At 60.4% G+C, this 25,743-nt stretch carries 28 protein-coding genes; 12 read left to right on the forward strand and 16 right to left on the reverse strand.

Annotation, left to right across the window (positions count from 1 at the left end; all coding sequences use genetic code 11):
- Positions 1 to 26 precede the first annotated feature (26 nt).
- Genes ABTW55_RS12980 through gpmM form a run of 3 tightly spaced genes read right to left on the reverse strand, consistent with a single transcriptional unit; the run spans position 27 to position 3,865 of the window.
- Complete coding sequence (locus ABTW55_RS12980) at positions 27 to 974, reverse strand: divergent polysaccharide deacetylase family protein (RefSeq protein WP_060423728.1); 948 nt, start codon at positions 972 to 974, stop codon at positions 27 to 29.
- Positions 975 to 976: 2 nt separating this feature from the next.
- Positions 977 to 2,311 carry a murein hydrolase activator EnvC gene (gene envC, locus ABTW55_RS12985; protein WP_060423731.1) on the reverse strand — a complete coding sequence of 445 codons (1,335 nt, stop codon included), beginning with the start codon at positions 2,309 to 2,311 and terminating at the stop codon, positions 977 to 979.
- A 9-nt stretch (positions 2,312 to 2,320) separates the two neighbouring features.
- Positions 2,321 to 3,865: a 2,3-bisphosphoglycerate-independent phosphoglycerate mutase gene (gene gpmM, locus ABTW55_RS12990; protein ID WP_060423734.1), complete on the reverse strand. Its 1,545-nt coding sequence runs from the start codon at positions 3,863 to 3,865 to the stop codon at positions 2,321 to 2,323.
- A 297-nt stretch (positions 3,866 to 4,162) separates the two neighbouring features.
- On the opposite strand from gpmM, the gene ABTW55_RS12995 reads away from it, so the two are divergent.
- From ABTW55_RS12995 to cysE, 5 genes are all read left to right on the forward strand, one after another.
- Complete coding sequence (locus ABTW55_RS12995) at positions 4,163 to 4,597, forward strand: rhodanese-like domain-containing protein (protein WP_033649725.1); 435 nt, start codon at positions 4,163 to 4,165, stop codon at positions 4,595 to 4,597.
- A gap of 28 nt (positions 4,598 to 4,625) precedes the next feature.
- Entirely contained in the window at positions 4,626 to 4,874 is a 249-nt protein-coding gene (gene grxC, locus ABTW55_RS13000) for a glutaredoxin 3 (RefSeq protein WP_004931142.1), read from the forward strand.
- Positions 4,875 to 4,931: 57 nt separating this feature from the next.
- Positions 4,932 to 5,402: a protein-export chaperone SecB gene (secB, locus tag ABTW55_RS13005; protein WP_004931139.1), complete on the forward strand. Its 471-nt coding sequence runs from the start codon at positions 4,932 to 4,934 to the stop codon at positions 5,400 to 5,402.
- The gene (gene gpsA / locus ABTW55_RS13010) at positions 5,402 to 6,421 is read left to right on the forward strand and encodes an NAD(P)H-dependent glycerol-3-phosphate dehydrogenase (RefSeq protein ID WP_033636456.1); all 1,020 of its coding nucleotides are present in this window, start codon (positions 5,402 to 5,404) and stop codon (positions 6,419 to 6,421) included. Before secB ends, gpsA begins: the two co-directional genes overlap by 1 nt.
- Positions 6,422 to 6,524: 103 nt before the next feature.
- On the forward strand, positions 6,525 to 7,346 hold the full coding sequence (gene cysE, locus ABTW55_RS13015) for a serine O-acetyltransferase (protein WP_004931135.1): 822 nt from the start codon (positions 6,525 to 6,527) through the stop codon (positions 7,344 to 7,346).
- A 61-nt stretch (positions 7,347 to 7,407) separates the two neighbouring features.
- Here cysE and ABTW55_RS13020 read toward each other — a convergent pair whose 3' ends face one another.
- From ABTW55_RS13020 to cpxR, 5 genes are all read right to left on the reverse strand, one after another.
- Positions 7,408 to 8,079 (reverse strand): DUF3313 domain-containing protein, encoded by a 672-nt coding sequence (locus tag ABTW55_RS13020; RefSeq protein WP_033649724.1) that lies wholly within the window; start codon positions 8,077 to 8,079, stop codon positions 7,408 to 7,410.
- Between the two features lie 104 nt (positions 8,080 to 8,183).
- A complete protein-coding gene (locus ABTW55_RS13025; protein WP_060423736.1) occupies positions 8,184 to 8,957 on the reverse strand; it encodes a CHAD domain-containing protein in 774 nt (257 codons plus the stop codon).
- A gap of 51 nt (positions 8,958 to 9,008) precedes the next feature.
- Complete coding sequence (trmL, locus tag ABTW55_RS13030; RefSeq protein ID WP_033636451.1) at positions 9,009 to 9,482, reverse strand: tRNA (uridine(34)/cytosine(34)/5-carboxymethylaminomethyluridine(34)-2'-O)-methyltransferase TrmL; 474 nt, start codon at positions 9,480 to 9,482, stop codon at positions 9,009 to 9,011.
- Positions 9,483 to 9,525: 43 nt separating this feature from the next.
- On the reverse strand, positions 9,526 to 10,920 hold the full coding sequence (gene cpxA, locus ABTW55_RS13035; protein WP_033636450.1) for an envelope stress sensor histidine kinase CpxA: 1,395 nt from the start codon (positions 10,918 to 10,920) through the stop codon (positions 9,526 to 9,528).
- A complete protein-coding gene (cpxR, locus tag ABTW55_RS13040; RefSeq protein ID WP_004931124.1) occupies positions 10,917 to 11,615 on the reverse strand; it encodes an envelope stress response regulator transcription factor CpxR in 699 nt (232 codons plus the stop codon). The genes cpxA and cpxR overlap by 4 nt, the downstream gene beginning before the upstream one ends.
- A 148-nt stretch (positions 11,616 to 11,763) precedes the next feature.
- Between cpxR and cpxP the strand changes: the two genes are divergently transcribed.
- The 4 genes from cpxP (at position 11,764) to ABTW55_RS13060 (ending at position 15,648) form a co-directional block, all read left to right on the forward strand.
- Entirely contained in the window at positions 11,764 to 12,243 is a 480-nt protein-coding gene (gene cpxP, locus ABTW55_RS13045; RefSeq protein ID WP_060423739.1) for a cell-envelope stress modulator CpxP, read from the forward strand.
- Positions 12,244 to 12,375: 132 nt separating this feature from the next.
- Complete coding sequence (gene fieF / locus ABTW55_RS13050) at positions 12,376 to 13,278, forward strand: CDF family cation-efflux transporter FieF (protein WP_047570041.1); 903 nt, start codon at positions 12,376 to 12,378, stop codon at positions 13,276 to 13,278.
- Positions 13,279 to 13,509: 231 nt separating this feature from the next.
- Positions 13,510 to 14,472: a 6-phosphofructokinase gene (gene pfkA, locus ABTW55_RS13055; RefSeq protein ID WP_004931116.1), complete on the forward strand. Its 963-nt coding sequence runs from the start codon at positions 13,510 to 13,512 to the stop codon at positions 14,470 to 14,472.
- Between the two features lie 186 nt (positions 14,473 to 14,658).
- A complete protein-coding gene (locus tag ABTW55_RS13060; protein ID WP_033636447.1) occupies positions 14,659 to 15,648 on the forward strand; it encodes a sulfate ABC transporter substrate-binding protein in 990 nt (329 codons plus the stop codon).
- Positions 15,649 to 15,713: 65 nt separating this feature from the next.
- Here ABTW55_RS13060 and tpiA read toward each other — a convergent pair whose 3' ends face one another.
- Complete coding sequence (gene tpiA, locus ABTW55_RS13065; protein ID WP_004931113.1) at positions 15,714 to 16,481, reverse strand: triose-phosphate isomerase; 768 nt, start codon at positions 16,479 to 16,481, stop codon at positions 15,714 to 15,716.
- 127 nt (positions 16,482 to 16,608) lie between these two features.
- Positions 16,609 to 17,193: a DUF1454 family protein gene (locus tag ABTW55_RS13070; protein ID WP_033636444.1), complete on the reverse strand. Its 585-nt coding sequence runs from the start codon at positions 17,191 to 17,193 to the stop codon at positions 16,609 to 16,611.
- 199 nt (positions 17,194 to 17,392) lie between these two features.
- Between ABTW55_RS13070 and ABTW55_RS13075 the strand changes: the two genes are divergently transcribed.
- Positions 17,393 to 17,812 (forward strand): DUF805 domain-containing protein, encoded by a 420-nt coding sequence (locus ABTW55_RS13075; RefSeq protein ID WP_033639143.1) that lies wholly within the window; start codon positions 17,393 to 17,395, stop codon positions 17,810 to 17,812.
- A gap of 11 nt (positions 17,813 to 17,823) precedes the next feature.
- Here ABTW55_RS13075 and fpr read toward each other — a convergent pair whose 3' ends face one another.
- Positions 17,824 to 18,570, reverse strand: a complete 747-nt coding sequence (fpr, locus tag ABTW55_RS13080) for a ferredoxin--NADP(+) reductase (protein ID WP_033636442.1) — start codon at positions 18,568 to 18,570, stop codon at positions 17,824 to 17,826.
- 3 nt (positions 18,571 to 18,573) lie between these two features.
- The gene (locus ABTW55_RS13085; RefSeq protein ID WP_033654535.1) at positions 18,574 to 19,185 is read right to left on the reverse strand and encodes a metalloregulator ArsR/SmtB family transcription factor; all 612 of its coding nucleotides are present in this window, start codon (positions 19,183 to 19,185) and stop codon (positions 18,574 to 18,576) included.
- A 297-nt stretch (positions 19,186 to 19,482) separates the two neighbouring features.
- Here ABTW55_RS13085 and emrD point away from each other — a divergent pair, with 297 nt between their 5' ends.
- The gene (gene emrD / locus ABTW55_RS13090; protein WP_033649888.1) at positions 19,483 to 20,667 is read left to right on the forward strand and encodes a multidrug efflux MFS transporter EmrD; all 1,185 of its coding nucleotides are present in this window, start codon (positions 19,483 to 19,485) and stop codon (positions 20,665 to 20,667) included.
- 192 nt (positions 20,668 to 20,859) lie between these two features.
- Here emrD and glpX read toward each other — a convergent pair whose 3' ends face one another.
- The 3 genes from glpX to ABTW55_RS13105 all read right to left on the reverse strand — a co-directional run bounded on the left by glpX (position 20,860) and on the right by ABTW55_RS13105 (position 24,395).
- Positions 20,860 to 21,870, reverse strand: a complete 1,011-nt coding sequence (gene glpX / locus ABTW55_RS13095; RefSeq protein ID WP_033636438.1) for a class II fructose-bisphosphatase — start codon at positions 21,868 to 21,870, stop codon at positions 20,860 to 20,862.
- Between the two features lie 128 nt (positions 21,871 to 21,998).
- Positions 21,999 to 23,507: a glycerol kinase GlpK gene (gene glpK, locus ABTW55_RS13100; RefSeq protein WP_033649890.1), complete on the reverse strand. Its 1,509-nt coding sequence runs from the start codon at positions 23,505 to 23,507 to the stop codon at positions 21,999 to 22,001.
- 42 nt (positions 23,508 to 23,549) lie between these two features.
- Positions 23,550 to 24,395, reverse strand: coding sequence for an MIP/aquaporin family protein (locus ABTW55_RS13105; protein WP_004931095.1), 846 nt, complete (start codon positions 24,393 to 24,395; stop codon positions 23,550 to 23,552).
- Between the two features lie 524 nt (positions 24,396 to 24,919).
- Between ABTW55_RS13105 and zapB the strand changes: the two genes are divergently transcribed.
- On the forward strand, positions 24,920 to 25,159 hold the full coding sequence (gene zapB, locus ABTW55_RS13110) for a septal ring assembly protein ZapB (protein WP_004931092.1): 240 nt from the start codon (positions 24,920 to 24,922) through the stop codon (positions 25,157 to 25,159).
- A gap of 60 nt (positions 25,160 to 25,219) precedes the next feature.
- Here the strand turns inward: zapB and rraA are convergent, their stop codons facing one another.
- A complete protein-coding gene (gene rraA, locus ABTW55_RS13115) occupies positions 25,220 to 25,705 on the reverse strand; it encodes a ribonuclease E activity regulator RraA (RefSeq protein WP_004931090.1) in 486 nt (161 codons plus the stop codon).
- Positions 25,706 to 25,743: the final 38 nt, after the last annotated feature.

Raw genomic sequence — 25,743 nt, forward strand, 5'->3', positions numbered from 1 at the left:
CAAGGGCCGGAATTCCGGCCCTTTTTTTACGCTTGCGGTTTGGCTTGCGTCCAGTGCTGCCAATGACGCTTGATGAAGGTCACCGGCGGCGAGGTGGCGATGCTGTCGGCGATGACGCCCAACGCGGTGCCGGCGTTGGTTTTTTCCTTCGGCGGTTTGACCTTGCACTGCTTGATGCCGCCGCTGAACGGGTTCTTTGGCTGCGGTTTTTGCGGTTTGACCGCCGGTGGGACGTAGCCGCCGTTGCCCTGCGGTTCGTTCAGCAGCGCGCTTGGCTTGACCAGCACGATATCGGCGGGCAGCGACGGCAGCATCTGCTGCAGCACCTTCACCGTCGCCGGGCGCGGGTGGCCGATGGCGATGGCGGAGCCGTTGCGCCGCGCCAATTCGACCGCGCGGTTGAACTGGCGGCGGATGTCGGCTTCGTTCGCGGTATCGTCGAGGAACACCTTGCGTTTGATCACCTTCACGCCGGTGCCGGCCGCGGCGCGGGTCGCCTGGCTGCTGCCGATGGTCATGCTGTCGAGGAAATACAGTCGGTAGCTTTCGAGCGCCTGCATCACTTTCTGCATGCCCGGCAGGCTGGAGGTCATGGCGCTGCCCATGTGGTTGTTCATGCCGACCGCGTAGGGCACGTTGTTCACCGCGTTGCGGATGATGCGCTGGATCTCGTCGCTGCTCATGGAAGGCTGCAGGGTATCGCGCTCCAGCGGCTGCTTGCTGAGCGGCGCCATCGGCATGTGGATCAAGACTTCGCGGCCCTGGCTGTGGGCGCGGGTGGCCATCAGGCGGGCATGCGGCGCGTTGGGCAACACCGCGACCGAGATCGCCGTCGGCATTTGCAGCACCGCGTTTTCTTCGTGAGGGCGGTAGCCCACGTCATCGATGACGATGGAGAGTTTTCCTGCCTGCGCAGCGTAAACCTGCAGCAGACAGCCTATTAACAGAGCTGTACGGGTTTTGACATAGCGCAAATCTATCTTCCCAACCACGGCAGTGGGTTAACCGCCTGTCCCTGACGACGGATTTCGAAATAGAGCGACGGCGTTCCCTGGCCGCCGCTGGTGCCGACCAGAGCGATCGGCTGGCCGGCGCGCACCTGCGCCCCGACGTTGACCAACGCGCTCTGGTTGTAGCCGTACACGCTCATGTCGCCTTTACCGTGTTCGACCACCACCATCAGGCCATAGCCTTGCAGCCAGTCGGCCAGCAGCACGCGGCCATCGGCGACGGCTTTCACTTCGCTGCCTTCGCGGGCTTCGATCACCATGCCTTTCCAGCGTAGCTCGCCCTGCTGCTGTTCGCCAAAGCCGTGCAGCGTGCGCCCGCGCACCGGCCACATCAGCTGGCCGGCCGGACGACCGAGGCCGCCGGTTCGTGCCATCAGCGAGCGATCGGCTTCGCTAGGTTTGTAGGTGGTGCCGGTTTTCTTCGCCTGCTGCTCCTTGATGCGCACCTGTTCGCGCACCTTGGCCGCTTCACGCGCTTCGCGTTCGGCGCGCGCACGGGCTTCGCGCTCCGCCCGGGCGATCTTGTCGCGCATGCGGGCTTCGTTCTGGCGCAGTTCCACCAGGCGTTGTTGGTCTTTTTCCAGCGAGGCTTCCAGCGCGGTCAGCGTTTTCTTGCGGGCGCCGCGCGCCTGCTCCAGCTTCTGCTGCTGCGTCTGTTGCTCGCTCAGTAAGGATTTTTGCTGGCCCTGTTTGGCCACCAGCGTGGTTTTTTGCTTCGCCAGCTCGGCGCGGGTCTGCTTCAGCTCTTCGATGGTTTTCTGACGCGCTTCGTTCAGATAGCCGAAATAGGCCAGAATACGTTCGCTGCGCTGGCTTTCTTCACCGCTGAGGATCAGCTGCACGGCGCTGTGCTGCCCTTGCCGGAAGGCGGCGTCGAGCTGTTTGGCGAGGAGATTTTGTTGGGTTGATTGCTGCTTTTGCAGTTTGGCTATCGAGGCGTTCAGGCCGGCAATGTCCTTGCCCAACTGGGTGAGCGTGCTCTGGGTGTCGCGCAGCTGGCGGCTGGCCTGGGCGATGGTTTTTTCCTGCTGACGCAGCTGATCCTGCAGCGAGCTGCGCTGCTGTTGCTGCTGCTTCACCGCCTTTTCTTTCTCGGCGATGCTCTGCTGGATGTCTTTCAGCTGGGATTTATTGTCCTCCGCCGCCTGGCCGGCGAGCGGCAACAGCAAGACGCCAGCGCAAAATACGCTGGCGCACATGGCGGTGAACGTCCTTGGCGCGGTGCGTTCAGGCAGCGGCCGGCTGCCTGCGTTTGCGCTTCGGGTTACCCTTGATAGTGCAAAAAACGCCTTCTCCCTCATGGAGAAGGATTATTCCACGATGAACAGCGGCTTACCAGTCATCTCTTGCGGGATTTCCATTCCCATCAGCGTTAACAGGGTTGGCGCGATGTCCGAAAGCTTGCCGCCTTCGACCGCCCGCGCCGGTTTACCGACGTAAATCAGCGGCACCGGCAGGCTGGTGTGGGCGGTGTGCGCCTGGCCGGTGGCCGGATCGCGCATCTGCTCGGCGTTGCCGTGATCGGCGGTGATCAGCAGCTGACCGTCGACGTCGCGCACCGCATCAACCACCTGGGCGATGCAGGCGTCCAGCGTTTCCACCGCTTTGACCGCCGCTTCATACACGCCGGTATGCCCCACCATGTCGCCGTTCGGGTAGTTGCAGATAATGGCGTCGTATTTGCCGCTGCGGATGGCGCTCAGCAGCTTGTCGGTCAGCTCGGCGGCGCTCATCTCCGGCTGCAGATCGTAGGTGGCGACCTTCGGCGAGTTGACCAGCACGCGGTCTTCGCCCTTGAACGGCGCTTCCACGCCGCCGTTATAGAAGAAGGTGACGTGGGCGTATTTTTCGGTTTCCGAGATGCGCAGCTGGGTTTTGTCGTGCTTCATCAGCCATTCGCCGAAGGTGTTGGCCAGCGACGCCGGCGGATAGGCGCAGGCGGTCGCGATGTCGGCGGCGTATTCGGTCAGCATCACGAAATCGCCGAACTGCACCTGTTTGGCGCGCGGGAAACCGTCGAAATCCGCGTTCACGAAGGCGCGGGTGATCTGGCGCGCGCGATCGGCGCGGAAGTTCATGAAGATCAACGCGTCGCCGTCCTGCATCGCGGCATCGGCCTCACCGGCGGCGCGGATCACGGTCGGTCTGACGAACTCGTCGTTTTCACCGCGCTGATAAGCGGCCTGCAGCCCGGCGATCGCATCCTCGGCCACGGCCTCGCCTTTGGCCGCGGTCAGCAGGTCATAGGCCAGCTGCACGCGATCCCAGCGGTTGTCGCGGTCCATCGCGTAGTAGCGGCCGATCAGCGAGGCGATGCGCCCGACGCCCAATGCGGCGAAGGCGTCGCGGCAGCGTTGCAGCGGGGCTTCGGCGCTGCGCGGCGGCGTGTCGCGCCCGTCGAGGAAGGCATGCAGATAAACGGCTTGGGCACCGCGTTGGGCGGCCAGCTTGATCATGGCCAGAATGTGCTCGTCGTGGCTGTGCACGCCGCCCGGCGACAGCAGGCCCATGATGTGCACCGCCTTGCCGGCCGCTACGGCCTTATCGACCGCGGCGGTCAGCACCGGGTTGGCGAAGAAGTCGCCGTCGGCGATCGCTTTGTCCAGCCGGGTCAGATCCTGGTACACGATGCGCCCGGCGCCCAGGTTGACGTGGCCGACTTCGGAGTTGCCCATTTGCCCATCGGGCAGGCCGACATCCAGCCCGGAGGCGGCGATCAGCGTATGCGGCTGCTCCCGCCACAGGCGATCCATCACCGGAGTGCCGGCGTTCAGGATCGCGTTGTCCTGCCGCTCTTCACGGTGGCCGTAACCGTCCAGGATCACCAGAACCATCGGTTTTTTGTTGCTCGACATTGCATTGACCTCTTATGAACTTTTTAAGCTGCGAATAGCCATGCGCCCGCCGCAAGCATGGCTATTCACCCTCGAAAAACCGGCTGATTTTACATCGCCGCCGGCGATAAATAGCCCAAAGAGATCAAGGTTGCGGCGAATCGCGCGGGCTTTTATGCTCTGACGTCGGGAATTTCTCAGCGCAGCCCGCAGTTTCTGCAATCGCGCTTGCTTATTGGCTGTATTTGCCGCACTCGGCAGGTATACTCTGGAACCTTGACTTATTTATCCCTTAACTGACGGGAGTTGTTACACCCCATGCTGCAAGAAATTATGCCATTCGTAAGCAGACACCCTATTCTGAGCCTGGCTTGGATCGCTCTGCTGGTCGCCGTGATCGTCATGACCTTCAAAAGCCGTTTCTCCAAGGTCAAAGAGATCGCCCGCGGTGAAGCTATTCGTCTGATCAACAAAGAAGAAGCCGTGGTGGTCGACACCCGCAGCCGCGACGATTTTCGCCGTGGTCACCTGGCCAACGCCATCAACCTGACCGCCAGCGAAATCAAAAGCGGCAGCCTGGGCGAGCTGGAAAAACACAAAGCGCAGCCGATCATCGTCGTGTGCGCCAACGGCACCGCCTCCCGCGAGCCGGCGGAGAACCTGAGCAAGGCCGGTTTTGAAAAGGTGACTATGCTGAAAGACGGCATTTCCGGCTGGAGTGGAGAAAACCTGCCGCTGGTGCGCGGTAAGTAACCGTTTAACCTATTTGAGGTGGCAATCCATGGCTAACATTGATATCTACACCAAAGCGACCTGTCCGTTCTGCCATCGCGCCAAGGCGCTGTTGAACAGCAAGGGCGCGGCGTTTAACGAGATCGCCATCGACGGCGATAACGCCAAGCGTGAAGTGATGATCGAGCGCAGCGGGCGCACCACCGTGCCGCAGATTTTCATCGATGGCCGGCATATCGGCGGCTGCGATGATTTATATGAACTCGATGCTCGCGGCGGCCTGGATCCACTGCTTTAAGCAGCTTGCCGGTTCACCGAGTGTCAATAAGGACGTTTAACCAAGGGTATTACTCACATGTCAGAACAAAACAGCACCGAAATGGCTTTCCAGATCCAACGTATTTATACCAAGGACATCTCTTTCGAAGCGCCGAATGCGCCGCAGGTTTTCCAGCAGGAATGGCAGCCGGAAGTTAAACTTGATCTGGATACCGCGTCCAGCCAGCTGGCTGACGAAGTGTATGAAGTGGTACTGCGCGTAACCGTGACGGCGACCCTGGGCGAAGAGACCGCGTTCCTGTGCGAAGTGCAACAGGCGGGCATCTTCTCGGTAGCAGGCATCGAAGGCACGCAGCTGGCGCATTGCCTGGGCGCATACTGCCCGAACATCCTGTTCCCGTATGCGCGCGAGTGCATCACCAGCCTGGTTTCCCGCGGTACGTTCCCGCAGCTGAACCTGGCACCGGTCAACTTTGACGCGCTGTTCATGAACTATCTGCAGCAGCAGGCGGAAGGCGAAGGTGCCGCACCACATCAGGATGCCTGATGAACACCGTCAATGCTTCAATGACTGTCATCGGTGCCGGCTCGTACGGCACCGCATTGGCCATTACGCTGGCGCGTAACGGCCACACCGTGGTGCTGTGGGGGCATAACCCCGCGCAAGTTCAAACGTTGCAGCAAGATCGCTGCAATCAGGCGTTTCTGCCCGACGTTCCCTTCCCCGATACCCTGCTGCTTGAAGCCGATTTGGCGCGGGCGCTGGCGGCCAGCCGCGACGTGCTGGTGGTGGTGCCGAGCCACGTGTTCGGCGACGTGCTGCGCCAGCTGAAGCCGCATCTGCGCCCGGACGCCCGCATCGTGTGGGCTACCAAGGGGCTGGAAGCGGAAACCGGCCGGTTGCTGCAGGACGTGGCGCGTGAGGCGTTGGGCGAGGCGATCCCGCTGGCGGTGCTCTCCGGGCCGACGTTCGCCAAAGAGCTGGCCGCCGGCCTGCCGACGGCGATCGCGCTGGCGGCGACCGATGCGCAGTTCGCCGACGATCTGCAACAGCTGTTGCACTGCGGCAAGAGCTTCCGCGTCTACAGCAATCCCGATTTCATCGGCGTGCAGCTTGGCGGCGCGGTGAAGAACGTGATCGCTATCGGCGCCGGCATGTCCGACGGCATCGGTTTTGGCGCCAACGCCCGCACCGCGTTGATTACACGCGGGCTGGCGGAAATGAGCCGTCTGGGTTCTGCGCTGGGCGCCGATCCTTCGACGTTCATGGGCATGGCGGGGCTGGGGGATCTGGTGCTAACCTGCACGGACAACCAATCGCGCAACCGCCGCTTCGGCATTATGCTGGGGCAGGGCAAAGGCGTGCAGGAAGCGCAGGACAGCATCGGTCAGGTGGTCGAGGGCTATCGCAATACCAAAGAGGTGTTGGCGCTGGCGCAGCGGCACGGTGTGGAAATGCCGATCACCGAACAGATTTATCAGGTGCTTTACTGCCATAAAGACGCCCGCGAAGCGGCGCTGAGCCTGCTGGGGCGAGCCCGAAAGGACGAAAAACCCAGCGCGTGACATAAAACGATATGTCGGGGCAGCATGCTGACCCCGCTAATGACCTGGGCCGCTTCGCGCTACCGTGTGAAGCGGCCCGTTTGGCAAGGCAGAGAGGAATGTGATGTCGTCAGAAGAGTTGGAACAGGTCTGGAACAGCATTAAATCAGAAGCGCGAGCACTGGCTGATTGTGAACCGATGCTGGCCAGCTTTTTCCATGCGACGTTGCTCAAGCACGAGAACCTGGGCAGCGCGCTCAGCTATATGCTGGCCAACAAGCTGGCGACGCCGATCATGCCCGCCATCGCGGTGCGCGAGGTGGTGGAAGAGGCCTACAAGTCCGACAACCAGATGATCGTGTCGGCGGCGCGCGATATCCTCGCGGTACGGCTGCGCGACCCGGCGGTCGATAAATACTCCACGCCGCTGCTTTACCTGAAAGGGTTCCATGCGCTGCAGGCTTACCGCATCGGTCACTGGCTGTGGCAGCAAGGGCGGCAAGCGCTGGCTATCTACCTGCAAAATCAAATTTCCGTCGCCTTCGGCGTGGACATCCACCCGGCGGCGACCATCGGCTGCGGCATCATGCTCGACCACGCCACCGGCATCGTGATCGGTGAAACGGCGGTGGTGGAGAACAATGTCTCTATCCTGCAGTCGGTCACCCTGGGCGGTACCGGTAAAACCAGCGGCGACCGTCACCCGAAAATCCGCGAAGGGGTGATGATTGGCGCCGGCGCCAAAATTCTCGGCAATATCGAAGTGGGCAAGGGCGCGAAGATCGGCGCGGGCTCGGTGGTCTTGCAGGCGATACCGCCGCACACCACCGCCGCCGGCGTGCCGGCGCGCATCGTCGGGCGGCCGGAGAGCGATACGCCGTCGATGGATATGGACCAATACTTTAACGGCACCAATCACGGCTTCGAGTACGGCGACGGTATTTGAGCGCCGTCTGTGCAGCCATTCAGGGGGAGCTTCGGCTCCCCCTGTGTTTTCCAGGCGGCGGTCAGCCCTGTTTCGGGAAGTTGGTGATATCGGTGACGATGTCGTCGATCGCCGCCTTGACGTCATCCGCCGTGACCGGCGTGCTGTCGTTGTTGACGGTTTTACCGTAGGCCTTACGTACCACTTCCATCACCGTTTTACCGGTATCCTGGTCGATCAGCTCGCCTTCGATATACAGCGCGGTATTTTGCGTCCGGTGCCCGGTAGCAGCCATGGTGCTGGCGACCACGGCGGCGACCGGCACCACCTCATAGAATTTCATGTCTTCATTTTCGGCGGAAACGGCGGTGATGGCGAGCTTGGCCACCAGCACGCGCGAGCCCGTCGGGCTTGGCAGAATGGTGAAGCGGTTCTGCAGCGCGGTTTTGATCCGCTGGGTCGCGTAGGTCTTAATCTTGTTCAGCGTGTCCTGGCTGACGCGCGCCGTGGGTTTCTCCGCCGGGAAATAGACCACCGGTTGGAAATAGAGGCCGCGATAGTTGGATTCCTTGTAGCTTGGATCTATCCAGCGCAGCGTTTTATGGCCGCTTGGCGAGGTGGTTTCCTGCAGTTTGCTGTAATCGGACAAGAAGCCCGAATACTGCGACGTTTGGGTGACTTTGGACGAACAACCCGCCAGCAACAGGCCCGCTGCCAGAATCGCCATGGCAACGCTCAAGCGTTGTTTCTTCATATGGTTTCCTATGATGAGTGGTGATTACCCTTACAAAACATAGCGCATTATCTACGCCTCATCGGGCATTTTCGGGGCCGGGCGTGCCCTGCCGCGGCCTTTTTTCAGGATCGTGATGCGCCGCCGGTTTTCGCCGCCAGCGCCGATGATAAGGCGGCGAGCAAGTCGTCCGCCTTGGCCAGGGTCTGGCGTTGCTCAGCTTGCCACCGGGGCAACAAGGGCCAGAGATCCGCCTGATGTTCTGCCTGCAGGCACCAGACCTCACGATCGTGCCAGTCGCCGAGGGCGCTTTGCGCCGCCTTGAGGCCCGCCATCGCGGCGGGAGAGAGGGGAAGGCGTTGCGGATAGGCTTCGGCCGCGTAGCGCAGGCGCTTTATCAGCAGCCGCAGGCGGTGGCGATCGTAGCCGGTATCGGCCAATGCCCGGCGCAATTGCTGTTGCTGGCGCTGCAGGCGTCGGTTCAGGCGGTGTTTGGCGGTGCGTCGCGCCGTGCGGCGGAAGCGGCGCGGCCAGGCGTGCAACAGCGAGGGAAAGTCGATGATCTGCGGATGGGCGAGCAGTTGACGGTAGCGGGCCTGAAGATCGCTCTGGCGCACGTTGGCCTGCCAATCCAGGCGATGGCGCGCCAGTTCGGCGATCAGCACCTCGAGATCGCGCAGCGGCGTCGTGAGCCTGCCCAACTCGGCGGCGGCCCGATCGAGCCGCGTTGCGCCGGGGCAGCCGCGCAACGGGCGCAGCAGGCTGCGAATGCGGCGCAGACAGACGCGCAAGTCGTGCAGCGCTTCGGTGTCTTGCGCCTGTTGCAGCCGCAACAGCGCCTCGTTCAGCGCCGGCTCAAGCCGGCGAAGCTGGGTGACAATATCTGCGACGAAAGCCATGTGCCGTGCTCTGGAGAGGATGACCCTTTCAGTATGGCGCGTCGCCGCGGATTACGCCTTGATCAGCGCGCCGGCATAGTCCAGCTGCCGCCAGGCCTCATACACGACCACCGAGACGGCATTCGACAGGTTCATGCTGCGGCTTTGCGCCTGCATCGGGATGCGGATTTTTTGCTGCGCAGGCAGCGCATCGAGGATATCGGCGGGTAACCCGCGCGTTTCCGGGCCGAACAGCAGGTAGTCGCCGGCCTGATAGCTGACGGCGCTGTGCGCCGGCGTGCCTTTGGTTGTGAGGGCAAACAGCCGTTGCGGCTTTTCGGCGGCGAGAAAGGCGGCGTAATCGGCATGACGGCTGACGCGGGTGAACTCATGGTAGTCCAGCCCGGCGCGGCGCAGGCGCTTGTCGTCCCACGGGAAACCCAGCGGTTCGATCAGGTGCAGGTTAAAGCCGGTATTGGCGCACAGGCGGATGATATTGCCGGTGTTGGGTGGAATTTCGGGTTCAAATAAAACGATGTTCAGCATGTTGCAGGCCCCTCGTGAACGAGGGGCGCAGGATAGCAAACTCTTACTGTTCTGTCTTAGTCGACAGACGTTGATGATGCAGCGGCAGCCACAGCACCAACCGCAGGCCGCCAAGCGGACTGTCTTCGGCCTTCACCCAGCCGCGATGCTGGTTGATAGCCGCCTCGACTATTGCCAGGCCGAGGCCGGTGCCGCCGGATTCGCGGTCGCGCGCCTCGTCGGTGCGATAGAACGGACGGAAGATCTGCTCGCGGTCTTCGGCGCTGACGCCGGGGCCGTCGTCGTCAACCTGGATGGTCACGCCCTGATTATCGGCGCTGAACGCCACGGCGATGCGGGTGTGCGAATAACGCAGGGCGTTGCGCACGATGTTTTCCAACGCGCTGTCCAGCGCGCTCGCGTTGCCAAACAGCGTCCATGGGCCGGGCGGCGCGGTGATCTCCAACTGCTTGCCCATCTGTTCCGCTTCGAAACGGGCGTTGTCCAGCACGTCGGCCCACAGTTCGTTGGCCTTCAGCTGCTCGCGCGCCAGCTCGCTCTTCTGCTGACCGCGCGACAGCGCCAGCAGATCGTTGATCATCGAATCCAGCCGCTGCGCTTCGGTTTCGATGCGCGCCAGTTCGTGGCCTTCGCCGTGGCGGCGGCGCATCAGCGCGGTGGCCAGCTGCAGGCGCGTCAGCGGCGTGCGCAGCTCGTGCGAGATGTCCGATATCAGGCGTTGCTGAGCATTCATCATGCGTTCCAGCGCGCTGACCATCTGGTTGAAGCTGGCGCCGGTGGCCAGGAATTCCTGCGGGCCGGCCTCCAGTTCCGGATGCTGCTTCAGGTTGCCGCGCGCTACTTCATCGGCGGCGTTTTTCAGTTTGCGCGCCGGTTTCGCCAGGCTCCAGGCCAGCCACAGCAGCAGCGGGGCGCTGATCAGCATGGTGACGATCAGCAGCAGCAGCGGCCGGTCGAACATCAGGTTGATGAAATCGGATTGCGGGCTGTTGGCGGGACGGATCAGGTACAGCTGGTAGTTGTCTTCGCCGTCGCGCACCGCGAACGGCCCTACCAGCTCGACGCGGCCGTACTTTTTCTTCTTCGGATGATCCGAGTTGTCGGATTGGCCGATGAAGTTGCGGACGATCTGCATTTCATTGCGCTGCGCGCCGATCACCCGGCCTTCGCTGGTGACCAGCAGCAGGCGTTGGCCCGGCGGCGCCCATTTGTCGATGGCGCGGAACAGGCGGCGCCACCACATCAAATCGTTGGCCGGATCGTTTTGCAACTCGGCCTCGACGTGCTGTTCCAGCATCAACCCCTGCCGCTGTTCGCTGTCGAGCAGCGAGGTCATTTGGCGGGAGTCAAGCTTGGGCACCATCAACACCAACATTAGCACCAGGGCTAACGTGAACCAGAAAATGGCGAAGATGCGTGCCGTCAAACTGTTGATCATGTTGCAGATACCATCAAATAACCACGCCCGCGCAGGGTTTTGAACCACGGATGCCCGTCTTTGCGATCCGGCAGCTTACGCCGCAGGTTGGAGATGTGCATGTCGATGGCGCGATCGAACGGGGTCAGGCGTTTGCCCAGCACTTCTTGGCTCAGCAGTTCGCGCGACACCACCTGGCCGAGATGCTGCGCCAGCAGGTAAAGCAGGGTGAATTCGGTGCCGGTCAGATCCAGCACCTGGCCGTCGAAGCTGGCCTCCTGGCGACCGGGGTTCAGCTGCAGGCCATCGACATCCAGCGTCGGGGCGCCGCTGTCGACCTGCTGCTGCTGTTCGCTCCAGTTGGAACGGCGCAGAATGGCGCGAATGCGCGCGACCAGTTCGCGATCGTTAAAGGGTTTCGGCAGGTAATCATCGGCACCCAGCTCTAGGCCCAGCACGCGGTCCAGTTCGCTGCCGCGCGCGGTCAGCATGATGACCGGCGTCTGGTGATGTTGGCGCAGTTCTTTCAGCGTATCGATGCCGTTTTTCTTCGGCATCATGATGTCGAGCAGCAGCAGATCGACGGAGCTGTCCAGCAGCGACAACGCCTGCTCGCCATCGTGCGCGACGACGATATTAAAACCTTCCATTTCAAGCAGTTCTTTTAACAGCGAGGTCAACTCGCGGTCGTCGTCAACTAACAGAATCTTGTTCATTATGATTTACCTCCAGACGCAAAATACGTCATCAACTGTTGCCATTCCATGACTTTACGTAGTTTTACATGCACTGACGCAGGTTTTCAGGTGTAGCGGTACACTGCTCCTCGTTGATTCGCAAAGTGAGAAAGCTTGAGGAGTTGAAATGCGTAAGGTGACCGCATTAGTTATGGCATCACTGCTGGCAATTGGTTCGACCGCTGCCTTCGCTGCCGACACTATACCGGACACAGCCCAATCTCCCGGCAACGACGCGATGACCCGAATACCCGGCCAACACCATATGTTCGACGGTGTCAGCCTCAGCGAACAGCAGCGCCAGCAAATGCGCGATTTGATGCGCCAGGCCCGGCACGATCTGCCTGGTGTCAATGTAGCTGAAATGGAAGCCATGCATAAACTGGTGACCGCAGAGAAATTTGACGAAGCCGCCGTGTATGCCCAGGCGGAAAAGATGGCCCAACAGCAGGTCAAGCGCCAGGTCGAAATGGCCCGGGTGCGCAACCAAATGTATAACCTGCTGACGCCAGAGCAAAAAAGTGTTTTAGACCAGAAACATCAGCAGCGTATGCAGCAGATGGAGCAACAAATTTCTGGTTTGCAGCAAGCTTCTGCCCAGAAGTGAAGTACGACTGAGTAGTCCCCTGTTTTTCCTTGCCATAGACACCATCCCTGTCTTCCCCGCCATGATGGCGGGGTTTTTTTTATCCGACATTTCGCTATATTGAGCGCCACACCTTTTGACCGGGATCCCTTGATGGAACAGCGCTATGCACGCCTGGTAAAGTCCGCTGCGTTGGCCGCTACCGCGCTGGCGTCGTCACTGCTGTTGATCAAAATCGTCGCCTGGTACCACACCGGTTCGGTCAGCCTGCTGGCGGCGCTGGTAGATTCGCTGGTCGATATTGCCGCCTCGCTGACCAACCTTCTGGTGGTGCGTTATTCGCTGCAGCCGGCCGATGCCGAGCATACCTTTGGCCACGGCAAAGCGGAGTCGCTGGCAGCGCTGGCGCAAAGCATGTTTATTTCCGGTTCCGCCCTGTTTTTGTTTCTCACCGGCTTCCAGCATTTGTATGCGCCGCAAACGCTGCGCGATCCCGGCGTTGGGGTGGTCGTGACGGTGATCGCGTTGATCAGCACTCTGATTCTGGTCACCTATCAACGTTGGGTGGTCAGAAAAACGCGCAGCCAGGCGGTGCGTGCAGATATGCTGCATTATCAGTCAGATGTCATGATGAATGGTGCTATTCTTATCGCTCTTGGGCTAAGCTGGTATGGCTTCCGGCGGGCAGACGCGCTGTTCGCGCTGGGCATCGGCGTTTACATCCTGTATAGCGCGCTGCGCATGGGCTACGAAGCGGTGCAGTCGCTGCTTGATCGGGCGTTGCCGGATGACGAACGCCAGGCGATTATCGAGGTGGTTTCCTCCTGGCCCGGGGTGAAAGGCGCGCACGATCTGCGCACGCGGCAGTCGGGGCCGACGCGTTTCATCCAACTGCATCTGGAGATGGAAGACACGCTGCCGCTGCGCGAGGCGCACCGGTTGGCCGATCAGGTGGAACAGGCGCTGCGGCACCGTTTTGCGGGGGCGGACGTCATCATTCACCTGGATCCGTGTTCCGTGGTGCCGCCGGGTAGGCAGGGGCATTGGGAGCTATAATCAGATAGAGGCACAGATCGAAGTATTATCATGAATATCTGAGTTAGCTCAGCGTGCCATGCGGTATTTTTACCGTTATATTGCGTGACTTGAATCAATTCAGCTGGGTGTTTTTGATATAATATCCAGCAATAAGCCGTAAAGCTGGTTTTCTGCAGCCGGAGAGGTTTCAAGACGATCGGCGGAGACAGAATTCTTAAGAAATTGCATCTACACAGTTCAGAGGTAGTCATGATCAAGAAAATCGGTGTACTGACGAGCGGCGGTGATTCGCCGGGTATGAACGCTGCAATCCGCGGCGTTGTGCGTTCTGCGCTTTCAGAAGGTCTGGAAGTTTTTGGTATTTACGATGGCTACCTTGGCTTGTACGAAGATCGCATGGAGCAGCTGGACCGCTATAGCGTGTCCGACATGATCAACCGTGGCGGCACCTTCCTCGGCTCTGCCCGCTTCCCGGAGTTCAGGGATGAAAACGTGCGCGCCAAGGCGATTGAAAACCTGAAGAATCGCGGCATCGACGCGCTGGTGGTGATCGGCGGCGACGGTTCCTACATGGGCGCCAAACGCCTGACGGAAGAAGGCTTCCCGTGCATCGGTCTGCCGGGCACCATCGATAACGACGTTGCCGGCACCGACTACACCATCGGTTACTTCACCGCGCTGGAAACCGTGGTGGAAGCGATTGACCGCCTGCGCGATACCTCCTCTTCGCACCAGCGTATCTCCATCGTGGAAGTGATGGGCCGTTACTGCGGCGATCTGACGCTGGCGGCGGCGATTGCCGGCGGCTGCGAATTCATCGTGCTGCCTGAAATCGAATTCAACCGCGAAGACCTGGTGTGCGAAATCAAGGCCGGTATTGCCAAGGGTAAAAAACACGCCATCGTGGCGATCACCGAGCACATCTGCGACATCGATGAGCTGGCGCGCCACATCGAGCAGGAAACCAAGCGTGAAACCCGCGCCACCGTGCTGGGCCACATTCAACGCGGCGGTTCACCGGTTGCCTACGACCGCATCCTGGCCTCGCGCATGGGCGCCTACGCCATCGAGCTGCTGCTGCAGGGCTACGGCGGCCGCTGCGTCGGTATCCAGAACGAAAAAATGGTGCACCACGACATCATCGACGCGATCGAAAACATGAAGCGTCCGTTCAAGGGCGACTGGCTGGAAACGGCGAAAAAACTGTACTGATACGCCGCTCACCGCACGACAAAAGAGCCTCCGCTTGCGGGGGCTTTTTGATGCCCGCCGGCGATATATTCCGTAATCATCTATCCCAAAATTTTTTATTCTTTAATTGCCGGGAAAGTTTCTGGCAGGCTCTGATGCTAAACCAACCGATTGAGGTTGCGCTTAATTTTCTGGGAGAGCCTGTCGATGCGTAAATGGGGTGTAGGTCTGACATTGGTGCTGTTGGCGTCCGGCGCCATGGCGAAGGATATTCAGTTGCTGAACGTGTCATACGATCCGACGCGTGAGTTCTATCAGGCTTACAACACGGCATTCAGCAAGCACTATCAGGCGGAAACCGGCGACAAGGTGACGGTGCGCCAGTCGCATGGCGGATCCGGCAAGCAGGCGACCTCGGTGATCAACGGCATCGAGGCCGACGTGGTGACGCTGGCGTTAGCTTATGACGTCGACGCCATCGCCGAACGCGGGCGCATCGAGAAAGACTGGATCAAGCGCCTGCCGGACAACTCGGCGCCTTACACCTCGACCATCGTCTTCCTGGTGCGCAAAGGCAACCCGAAACAAATTCACGACTGGCCCGATTTGATCAAGCCGGGCGTGTCGGTGATCACCCCGAACCCGAAAACCTCCGGCGGCGCCCGCTGGAACTACCTGGCCGCCTGGGGCTACGCGTTGCACCACAACAACAACGATAAGGCCAAGGCGCAGGACTTCGTCAAAAACTTGTACAAGAACGTCGAAGTGCTGGATTCCGGCGCGCGCGGCGCGACCAACACCTTCGTTGAGCGCGGCATCGGCGATGTGCTGATCGCCTGGGAAAACGAAGCGCTGCTGGCGGAGAAAGAGCTCGGCAAAGACAAGTTCGAGATTATTACGCCGAGCGAATCGATCCTGGCCGAACCGACGGTGTCGGTGGTGGATAAGGTGGTCGATAAACGCGGTACCCGCGACGTGGCGACCGCCTACCTGAAGTATCTGTATTCGCCGGAAGGGCAGACCATCGCGGCGCAGCACTATTACCGTCCGCGCGATGCGGCGGTGGCGGCCAAGTTTGCCGGGCAGTTCCCGCAGCTGAAGCTGTTCACCGTGGATGACACCTTCGGCGGCTGGACCGAAGCGCAGAAGGTGCACTTCGCCACCGGCGGCGTGTTCGATGAGATCAGCAAACGCTGATGCCGGTTGAGCGGCAATAAAAAACCCCGGCAAGCCGGGGTTTTTTTATGGCAGGCCTAAGGGAATCAGGCTTTTTTCGCTGCGGCAGCGGCTTTGACGATCACGGCGAAAGCGTCGGCTTTCAGCGAGGCGCCGCCAACCAGCGCGCCGTCGATGTCCGGCTGAGAGAACAGCTCCGCGGCGTTCTTGTCGTTCACCGAACCGCCGTACTGGATGATGATTTCAGCGGCAACCGCGGCATCGTGCTTGGCGATGTGGTCACGGATAAATTTGTGCACGGCCTGCGCCTGCGCAGGGGTAGCGGATTTGCCGGTGCCGATGGCCCAGACCGGCTCATAGGCGATCACGGTGCCTTTCATCGCCGGTGCGCCCAGCGTTTTCAGCACGGCGTCGATCTGGCGCGCGCACACTTCTTCGGTTTTGCCCGCGGCGTTTTCCGCTTCGGTTTCACCGATGCACAGCACCGGGATCAGGCCGGCTTCTTTCAGCACGGCGAATTTCTCGGCGATGACTTCGTCGCTTTCTTTGTGGTAGGTGCGGCGCTCGGAGTGGCCGATGATGATGTACTGGGCACCGACGTCTTTCAGCATGTTGGCGGAAACTTCACCGGTGAAGGCGCCGGACAGGTTAACGTCCACGTTCTGCGCGCCCAGCGCGATGCGGCTGCCGGCCAGCGCGTGCTTGGCCTGATCCAGATACATCACCGGCGGGGCGATGGCGACGCCACAGCCGTCAACGCTGCTCAGCTCATTGCGCAGGCCGGCGATCAGTTCGTTGACCATGTGGGTGCTGCCGTTAAGCTTCCAGTTACCCATAACTAATGGATGACGCATGTTTTTTCCTCCAACTAGGGAACGCGAGAGTCGAAATGACAACTGCCGGACCGGCAGTTTACCTGCCCAACAGTATAGAGATCATTAAGCGCGAAGGCTTTGCTTTTCGTCATTAAATGCCGCGCCGTTACGGCTCGGAAAGCGCCAGCTTAATCGGTTCAACCGCGAAGGTTACGCCTTTATCGCCGTTGTCCGAAACGACATAGCGAATGGCGCCGACCTGCTGTTGGTAAAAGCGCGATCCTTTGCCTTTTTCCAGCAGGCTGTTCACCTTGTTCTGGCTCTGTTCCACCGTCAACGCCGGTTCGAACTGGCGCATCAGCGCCGCCATGTAGCTGATGGCGATGGCGCGCGCGGCTTTTTCTTCATTGGCCTGCTGCAGCGGCAGGTGAGTGATCTGCAACGTTTTGATTTTACCGGTGCCTTTCTCCAGCGCGGTGGAGGCGTACAGGTTTTCGTTGAGTTTGCTGGCGGCGCGCGTCAGCAGCGGCGAATCGTCTTCGGCGGCGGGAATGGCGCGGAATTCGCCAATCGGCAGCTTCGGGTTGTCGCGGTTGTATTTTTCGCGGAATTTGACCACCGTCAGATCGAACGTCGGCGCCCCGGCCAGCAGGTAAGGTGCGGCGGGCGTCGCTTCGGTGGGCGGCGGATCGGCCCAGGCGCTGGCGGCCGCCTGCAGCAGGCAGGCGATGACGAGGGTTTTTCTCAGCATGGCGTATGGCATCAAGGACAAAGATGGCTCCGATTAAAGCGATAACCCGCGGGGCTTGTCAAAGATCCCACGCCATTATCGGTTCGCTGACGAGAAAGCTGTGCGGCGCACCGCGTTATGCAAGGCGGAAAACTCGGCCCGGCAGCGCCTATGTTACACTGCGGCGCAGAATATGGGCAGGCTTAGAGCGCAGGAATCGATGACGTTACAACAGTGGTGTTTTTCTTTTAAGGGCCGCATCGGGCGGCGCGACTTCTGGATTTGGATGGGGCTGTGGTTGGCGCTGATGGCGGCGGCGTTTACGCTGGCCAATTATCAGCTGATCGCCATCCAATCCATCGCCTTCTTTATCGTGGCGTTGCTGTGGCCGACGGCGGCGGTGCTGGTCAAGCGCCTGCACGATCGCAACAAGGCCGGCTGGTGGGCGCTGCTGCTGATCCTGGCGTGGATGCTGGCGGCGGGGAACTGGCAGATGCTGGCGCCGATCTGGCAATGGGGCGTCGGGCGTTTCATTCCGACGCTGATTATCGTGATGATGATGATCGATCTGGGTGCCTTCGTCGGTACGCCGGGGGATAACCGGTTCGGCCCGGAAGCCGAACCGGTGAAGTTCCGCTGATCCCCTTCGGGTTACCAGTAGTGTTCGCTGGTGATGTGGCCCGGCTTGCGGCGCAGGTGCTTGCGCATCTGGCGGTGGTCTTTCAGCGTTTGCTGGGTGTCCCGCACCATTTGTGGGTTGCCGCACAGCATCACGTGGCTGGTTTCGGCGTCGATGGTCAAGCCGATCGCCGCTTCCAACCGGCCGTCCTCGATCAGCGCCGGTACGCGGCCGGTCAATGAACCGGGCGCCTCTTCGCGGCTGACGACAGTCTGGATGCGCAGCTTGCCGTTGTAGCGCTGCTGCAGTTGCTGCATCAGCGGCAGGTAGCTCAGGTCACGCGCAAAGCGCGCGGCGTGCACCAGCACCAGGTTGTTGAAGCGCTCCAGCCCGATGCCCTGCTGCAGAATCGATAAATAGGGGCCGATGGCGGTGCCGGTCGCCAGCATCCACAGCGTGTCGCAGTCGGGCACCTCGTCCAGCACGAAGAAGCCGGCGGCTTCTTTGGTTACCATCACGTCCGAGCCCGGCTGCAGTTGATTGAGGCGCGGGCTCAGTTTGCCTTCCGGCACGGTGACCAGATAGAACTCCAGATTGGCGTCGTCGGGGGCATTGACGTAGGAGTAGGCGCGCTGCACCCGTTCGCCGTCGATCTCCAGCGCCAGCTTGGCGAATTGCCCGGCGGTGAAAGGATCGATGGGGGCATTGACCACCAGGCTGAACAGCCCGTCGGTCCATTGTTTTACCTGCGTAACCTTGCCGTTTACCCATTCAGCCATACTCTAAAGCTCCCGTGGTCGAATCAAATAAGCACAATGTCGTGAGCCGGAAATGGCGTGCGCGGTGCACTCTACCCGGTAGTCGTTGCCGAACAGGCGGTGAAACAGCTGCAGCTCGGAATTGCACAGGCTGCTGCAGCTGGAGCTGGCCACGCCGATCGGGCAGTGGTTTTCCACCAGCAGCGCGCCGAGCGGGTGGTCGAGCAATTCAGCCATGTAACCGTCATGTTGCCGCAGGCGCACCAGTCGGGCTAACCGATCTTGGTGGCTACGCTCGGCGGACAGCTCTTCGGCATAACGCAGATAAAGCTGCTCTTCGCGCGCGCTGAGCAACGGTTCCACCCCGGCGCCGCCAAACAGCTGCAGCGCGGATGCCCGCAACCGCTCCTGGTCGGCGGCCGTAAAGGCATGCCCTCGCTCGGTCAGCGACCAGTAGCGCGTCGGGCGGCCGACCTTGCTGCGCGCTTCTTCGTAACAAACCAACTCACGTTTTTCCAGGGATTGCAGATGTTGTCGGATGCCCATCGGCGTGATGTCCAGACGCTCCGCCAGCATTTTGGCCGAGTGCGGGCCGAGAGCCTTTAACTGCAATAAAATCAGCTCAGGTGTTTTCATGAACCAAATCCCTATGGTGTTATTTTATTTCAAGTTGATGAAAATAATTATCGATTAAATGCTAAAGCGCAGCTACTGCAAGGGCGCTATTTTTAACTCCAAAGCGTTAGACGTACAGTTTAATTTACGAGCCTGGTCGGGTTTGCTGCCAGTGTGACCTGGATCAATATCTGCCTGAAACTCGCTAAAAAAATCAGATTTGATTAGTTTATGCCGCCATAGAGGGCTGCTCGCCGTTCTGGCTGCTGCAACGGCCATTCCGGGACGCTGTGACGAGTTGAAACGTTAACGAAGATAATGAGAAAACTAGAGAATTTTCACCTGCTGGTGATGCTTATCCTGTTGGTCGCCGTCGGCCAGATGGCGCAAACCATTTATGTTCCCGTTATTGCTGATATCGCCCACGATCTGTCGGTTCGCACCGGCGCCGTGCAACGGGTGATGGCGGCGTATCTGCTGACCTACGGTTTCTCCCAGCTGATTTACGGGCCGATATCGGATCGTATCGGGCGTCGTCCGGTGATCCTGACCGGCATGATGATCTTCCTGATCGGCGCGCTGGGCGCGCTGCTGTCCACCAACCTGACGATGCTGGTCGCCGCCAGCGCGATTCAGGGCATGGGCACCGGCGTGGCGGGCGTGATGGCGCGCACCATGCCGCGCGATCTGTATGCCGGCACCGCGCTGCGCTATGCCAACAGCCTGCTGAATATGGGGATTTTGGTCAGCCCGCTGCTGGCGCCGGTGATCGGCGGCGCATTGGCGATGGTGTTCGGCTGGCGTGCCAGCTACGCCTTCCTGCTGGCGCTGTGCGCCTGCGTCGCTTTCGCCATGTTCCGCTGGCTGCCGGAAACCCGCCCGGTGCAAACGGAAAAACGCCGCATGCTGGCCAGTTTCCGCCAACTGCTGGCTGACAGCACCTTCAGTTGCTATCTGGTGATGCTGATCGGCGCGCTGGCGGGCATTGCGGTATTCGAGGCCAGCTGCGGCGTGTTGATGGGCGGCGTGTTGGGGCTGAGTGGCCTGACCGTCAGCATCCTGTTCATTCTGCCGATCCCGGCGGCGTTTTTCGGTGCCTGGTACGCCGGGCGCGACGGCAAGACCTTCCACACGCTGATGTGGCATTCGGTGATTAGCTGCCTGTTGGCGGGGGCGATGATGTGGATCCCGGGCTGGTTCGGCGTGATGAACATCTGGACGCTGATCGTGCCGGCCGCACTGTTCTTCTTCGGCGCCGGCATGCTGTTCCCGCTGGCGACCACCGGGGCGATGGAGCCGTTCCCTTACCTGGCCGGCGCGGCGGGCGCATTGGTGGGCGGCATGCAGAATATGGGATCGGGGCTTGCGACCTGGCTTTCCGCCATGCTGCCGCAAACCGGGCAGTTCAGCCTCGGATTGCTGATGTTCGCGATGGCGCTGTTGATCTTGCTGTGCTGGTGGCCGCTGTCCAACCGGATGCAACATCAGGGGCATACCGCATAACGACAGGGCGCCATTCGGCGCCCTCATGCAGTTGACAAAGGGGGAAAAAGCGTGATTTTTCCCCCTTTGTGGTTTTCAGCCGAAAATCAATAAATTGATTTTCCTGGTTTTCTATTCGTTGCTCTCTGCCAACCCGGCAAGGTCATGAGGTTTGTCATCAATCATCAGGGCGCCATTCGGCGCCCTGTTTCGTTACAGCAAAAACTCGTGCAGCGCCGGGTCTTTACGATCCAGATAGTGGGTTGAACGGATGCGGCGGATGGTGCGCGACTTGCCGCGGATCAGCAACGTTTCGGTCGTGGCCATATTGCCCTGGCGGCTGATGCCCTCCAGCAGATCGCCCTTGGTGATGCCGGTGGCGGAGAAGATCACGTTGTCGTTGCGCGCCATCTGATCCAGACGCAGCGCCTGACCGGCTTCGATACCCATCTCCCGGCAGCGCGCCAGCTCCTGTTCGCCGATGCGGCGGTTCTCGGCACTGTCGCCTTTCACCTCATGGCGCGGCAGCAAACGCGCCTGCATGTCGCCGTCCAGCGCGCGGATCACCGCGGCTGAGATCACTCCTTCCGGCGCGCCGCCGATGCCGTACATCACATCGACCTCGCTTTCCGGCATGCAGGTGAGAATGGAGGCCGCCACGTCGCCGTCAGGAATGGCGAACACCCGCACGCCGAGCTGCTGCATCTGCGCGATGACGCCGTCGTGGCGCGGTTTGGCCAAAACGATCACCGTCAGCTGCGACAGCGGTTTGCCCAGCCGGGCGGCGACGTTCTGCAGATTCTCCGCCAGCGGCAGGTTGAGATCGATGGCGCCGCGCGCCGCCGGGCCGACCACCAGCTTCTCCATGTACATGTCCGGCGCGTGCAGGAAGGTGCCGCGATCGCCCACCGCCAATACCGCCAGCGCATTGGACTGGCCCATGGCGGTCATGCGGGTGCCTTCGATCGGATCGACCGCGATGTCGACCGCGTCGCCCTGGCCGGTGCCGACCTGTTCGCCGATATACAGCATCGGCGCTTCGTCGATCTCGCCTTCGCCGATCACGATGCGCCCATCGATATCCACGTTGTTAAGCATGATGCGCATGGCGTGGACCGCCGCGCCGTCGGCGGCGTTCTTGTCGCCGCGTCCCAGCCATTTGTAGCCCGCCAGCGCGGCGGCTTCGGTAACGCGGGAAAATTCGATGGCTAATTCACGTTTCATGGCAAACCTGTCTGTGAGAAAGGGAAGAAAATATCGGCAAAGTCTATCACAGCGCGGCGGCGGCGGGGCGGGGCAAAAAAAAGCGCCGCCCGCAGGCAGCGCTTGTTGGTGAAACGGCAGCTTCGGGATTACTCGTGATCTTCCCACGCCTGAGCGCGCGCCACCGCTTTTTTCCAGCCGCCGTAGCGGTAGTTGCGTTCGGTGGTTTCGATGCTTGGGCGGAATTCGCGTTCAATCACCGCTTTGCTCTTCACTTCATCCAGATCGTTCCAGTAGCCGATGGCCAGGCCCGCCAGGAACGCGGCGCCCAGCGCCGTCGATTCACGCACTTCGGGGCGTTCTACGCGAGTGCCGAGAATATCGGACTGGAACTGCATCAGGAAGTTGTTGGCGACCGCGCCGCCGTCCACGCGCAGCGATTGCAGGCGGGTGTTGGCGTCGGCCTGCATAGCGTCCAGCACGTCACGGGTCTGGAAAGCGATGGATTCCAGCGTAGCGCGGATGATGTGGTTGCTGTTGGCGCCACGGGTCAGCCCGAAGATGGCACCGCGGGCGTACGGATCCCAGTAAGGGGCGCCTAGGCCGGTGAAGGCCGGCACCACATAGACGCCGTTGCTGTCTTTCACCTTGGTGGCGAAGTATTCGGAGTCGGCGGCGTCGCTGATCAGTTTCAGCTCGTCGCGCAGCCACTGGATAGACGCACCGCCGATGAACACCGCGCCTTCCAGCGCATAGTTCACTTCGCCGCGCGGGCCGCAGGCGATGGTGGTCAGCAGGCCGTTTTTCGAACGCACCGCTTCTTTGCCGGTGTTCATCAGCAGGAAGCAGCCGGTGCCGTAGGTGTTCTTCGCCATGCCCGGTTGAACGCACAGCTGGCCGTACAGCGCCGCCTGCTGGTCACCGGCGATACCGGCGATAGGAATACGCGTGCCGCCCTTACCGCCGATGTTGGTCTGGCCGTACACCTCGGAGGAAGGACGGACTTTCGGCAGCATGGCGCGCGGGATATCCAGCACTTCCAGCATGCGTTCATCCCAGTCCAGCTCGTGGATGTTGAACATCATGGTGCGTGAGGCGTTGGTGTAATCGGTAACGTGTACGCGCCCCTGGGTCATTTTCCACACCAGCCAGGTGTCGACGGTGCCGAACAGCAGTTCGCCGCGCTTGGCGCGCTCGCGGGCGCCTTCGACGTTGTCCAGGATCCACTTCACCTTGGTGCCGGAGAAGTACGGGTCAACCACCAGGCCGGTATTGTGACGGATGTACTCTTCCAGGCCGTCGCGCTTGAGCTTCTCGCAGATGTCGGCGGTGCGGCGGCACTGCCAGACGATGGCGTTGTAAATCGGCTTGCCGGTCTCTTTTTCCCAGACGATGGTGGTTTCGCGCTGGTTGGTGATGCCGATGCCGGCGATCTGATCGGAACTGATGTCGGCTTTCGCCAGCACTTCTACCAGCGTCGAACTTTGCGACGCCCAGATTTCCATCGGGTCGTGCTCAACCCAGCCGGCCTTGGGATAGATCTGCGGGAATTCGCGCTGCGATACTGCAACGATGTTAGCGTCGTGATCGAGCACGACGGCGCGTGAGCTGGTGGTCCCTTGGTCGAGTGCGACAATGTATTTTTTTTCTACAGTCATGGTAATTATCCTGCTGTTGTTAACCGTGTAAAACTGCACCCATCATGCTTTGCGCTGCTGGGTCTTGGCGTCGGGCTCTTCTTCCGTCACGCAGACGTCGCACGGCAGGTGGCGGCCAATCAGCGCGCGGTAACCGAAAGCGCCCAGGCCACAGCCGACGATAGGGGCGAAGATCGGCACCAGGAAGTACGGGATGTCGCGTGCGCCGGTGAAGGCGACTTTGCCCCAGCCGGCCAGGTAGGCGAACAGTTTCGGCCCGAAGTCACGCGCCGGGTTCAACGCAAAGCCGGTCAATGGTCCCATAGAGGCGCCGATCACGGCAATCAGAATACCGATCAGCAGCGGCGCCAGCGGGCCGCGCGGGATGCCGTTGCCGTCGTCGGTCAGCGCCAGGATCAGGCACATCAGAATGGCGGCGATCACCATTTCTACCAGGAAGGCCTGGCCGACGGAGATATGCGCGTTAGGGTAAGTCGAGAAGATGCCGGCCAGCTCGAGGCTTTCGTTGCTGCCGCGCACCATGTGGTGAGCCGCTTCGAAGTCGAAGAACAGGTTGTAGTACAGCCCATAGACCAGGGCGGCGGCGCAGAAGGCACCGGCGATCTGCGCAATGATGTAAGGCACCACTTTGCGCCCGTCGAAGCAGGCGAACAGCCACAGAGCGAGGGTGACCGCGGGGTTGAGATGCGCGCCGGAAATGGCGGCGGTCAGATAGATGGCCATGGCGACGCCCAGGCCCCAAATGATGCTGATTTCCCACTGGCCGAAGCTGGCGCCTGCCAGTTTCAGCGCGGCAACGCAGCCTACGCCAAAGAAGATCAGCAGCGCCGTGCCGAGGAACTCGGCGATGCACTGGCCTTTTAATGTCGGACTGGTGGTTTGGCTCATAATGTTGTTGTCCTGCAAAACGGCGGTTGTTGGTTTATAGGCTCAGTTAGGTATACATCTGACCTATGGGCACAGTTTTTTTCATCTCGTCCAATTATTGAATGAGGACGTGATGTAAATTTATCGTTAACGAACATAAACGAGAAATAGCGAAATCAAAATGTGTGTAGCTCGTCATAAAATTGAGCGATTTCGCGTCGTTTAGTGTTCTTTCTGAGCCATAAAAGTGTGATCTGACCAGTGGTTTGGCGAGGGGCGTTAACAACTCGCGGCGGCGGCGGCGGGGATTTTCAGTTTTTGCTGATGGCGGAGGCAGGAAAATTGCAACAGACTGCGCGATGATCCGGTATGTTGCTAGACAGGCGGAGACTGGCTACTTACAATCGTTTTTAACGAATCGAGACTGGCGCGCCTTCCATAACGGCGCGCGTCACTGAGCGCGATGCAATATTCGCAGTAGCTGCAGCCGACGTTGCGGCCGCTACTTATAGATGTACGCCTTGCTATCATGAGGGGACTGAAGCATGTCATTTGAAGTATTTGAGAAACTGGAAGCAAAAGTACAGCAGGCGATTGATACCATCACCTTGTTGCAGATGGAAATTGAAGAGCTGAAAGACAAAAACAACTCTCTGTCGCAGGAAGTTCAGGCTGCCTCCGGCAACCACGAAGCGCTGGTGCGCGAAAACCAACAGCTGAAAGAAGAACAGCACGTATGGCAAGATCGCCTGCGCGCTCTGCTGGGCAAAATGGAAGAGGTCTGATTCCTCACGTCAGGCAGCAACGAAAAGGGCGCCTGCGGCGCCCTTTTTCATGACCGAAAATCACTCGATGTCGAGCGGGTCTTCGGAGAGGATGATGCCGGTGTTGTCGGCATACAGGTGATCGCCGGAGAAGAAGGTGACGCCACCGAAGTTGACGCGGATATCGCTTTCCCCCACGCCTTCGCTTACCGCGCCCGCCGGGATCGCCGCCATCGCCTGAATGCCGATGTCGAGCTCTTCCAGATCGTCCACCTGACGCACCGCGCCGTACACCACGATGCCTTCCCATTCGTTCTGGGCGGCCAGGCGCGCCAGTTCGGCGTTGATCAGCGCCCGGCGTACCGAACCGCCGCCGTCGACCAACAGCACGCGGCCGCGGCCGTTTTCTTCAAGCAGATCGAACAACAGGCCGTTATCCTCAAAGCATTTCACCGTGGTGATCTGCCCGCCAAATGAAGTACGCCCGCCAAAATTGGAGAACAGAGGTTCAACAACGTTCACCTCTTCATGATAGATGTCGCAAAGTTCGGAAGTATCGTATTTCATAGGATTTTACGTCTGTTTGCCGCTGGAATGTTCAGTAT

It is taken from the genome of Serratia sp. SM04 (assembly GCF_040280225.1).
Taxonomy (GTDB): Bacteria; Pseudomonadota; Gammaproteobacteria; order Enterobacterales; family Enterobacteriaceae; genus Serratia; species Serratia sarumanii.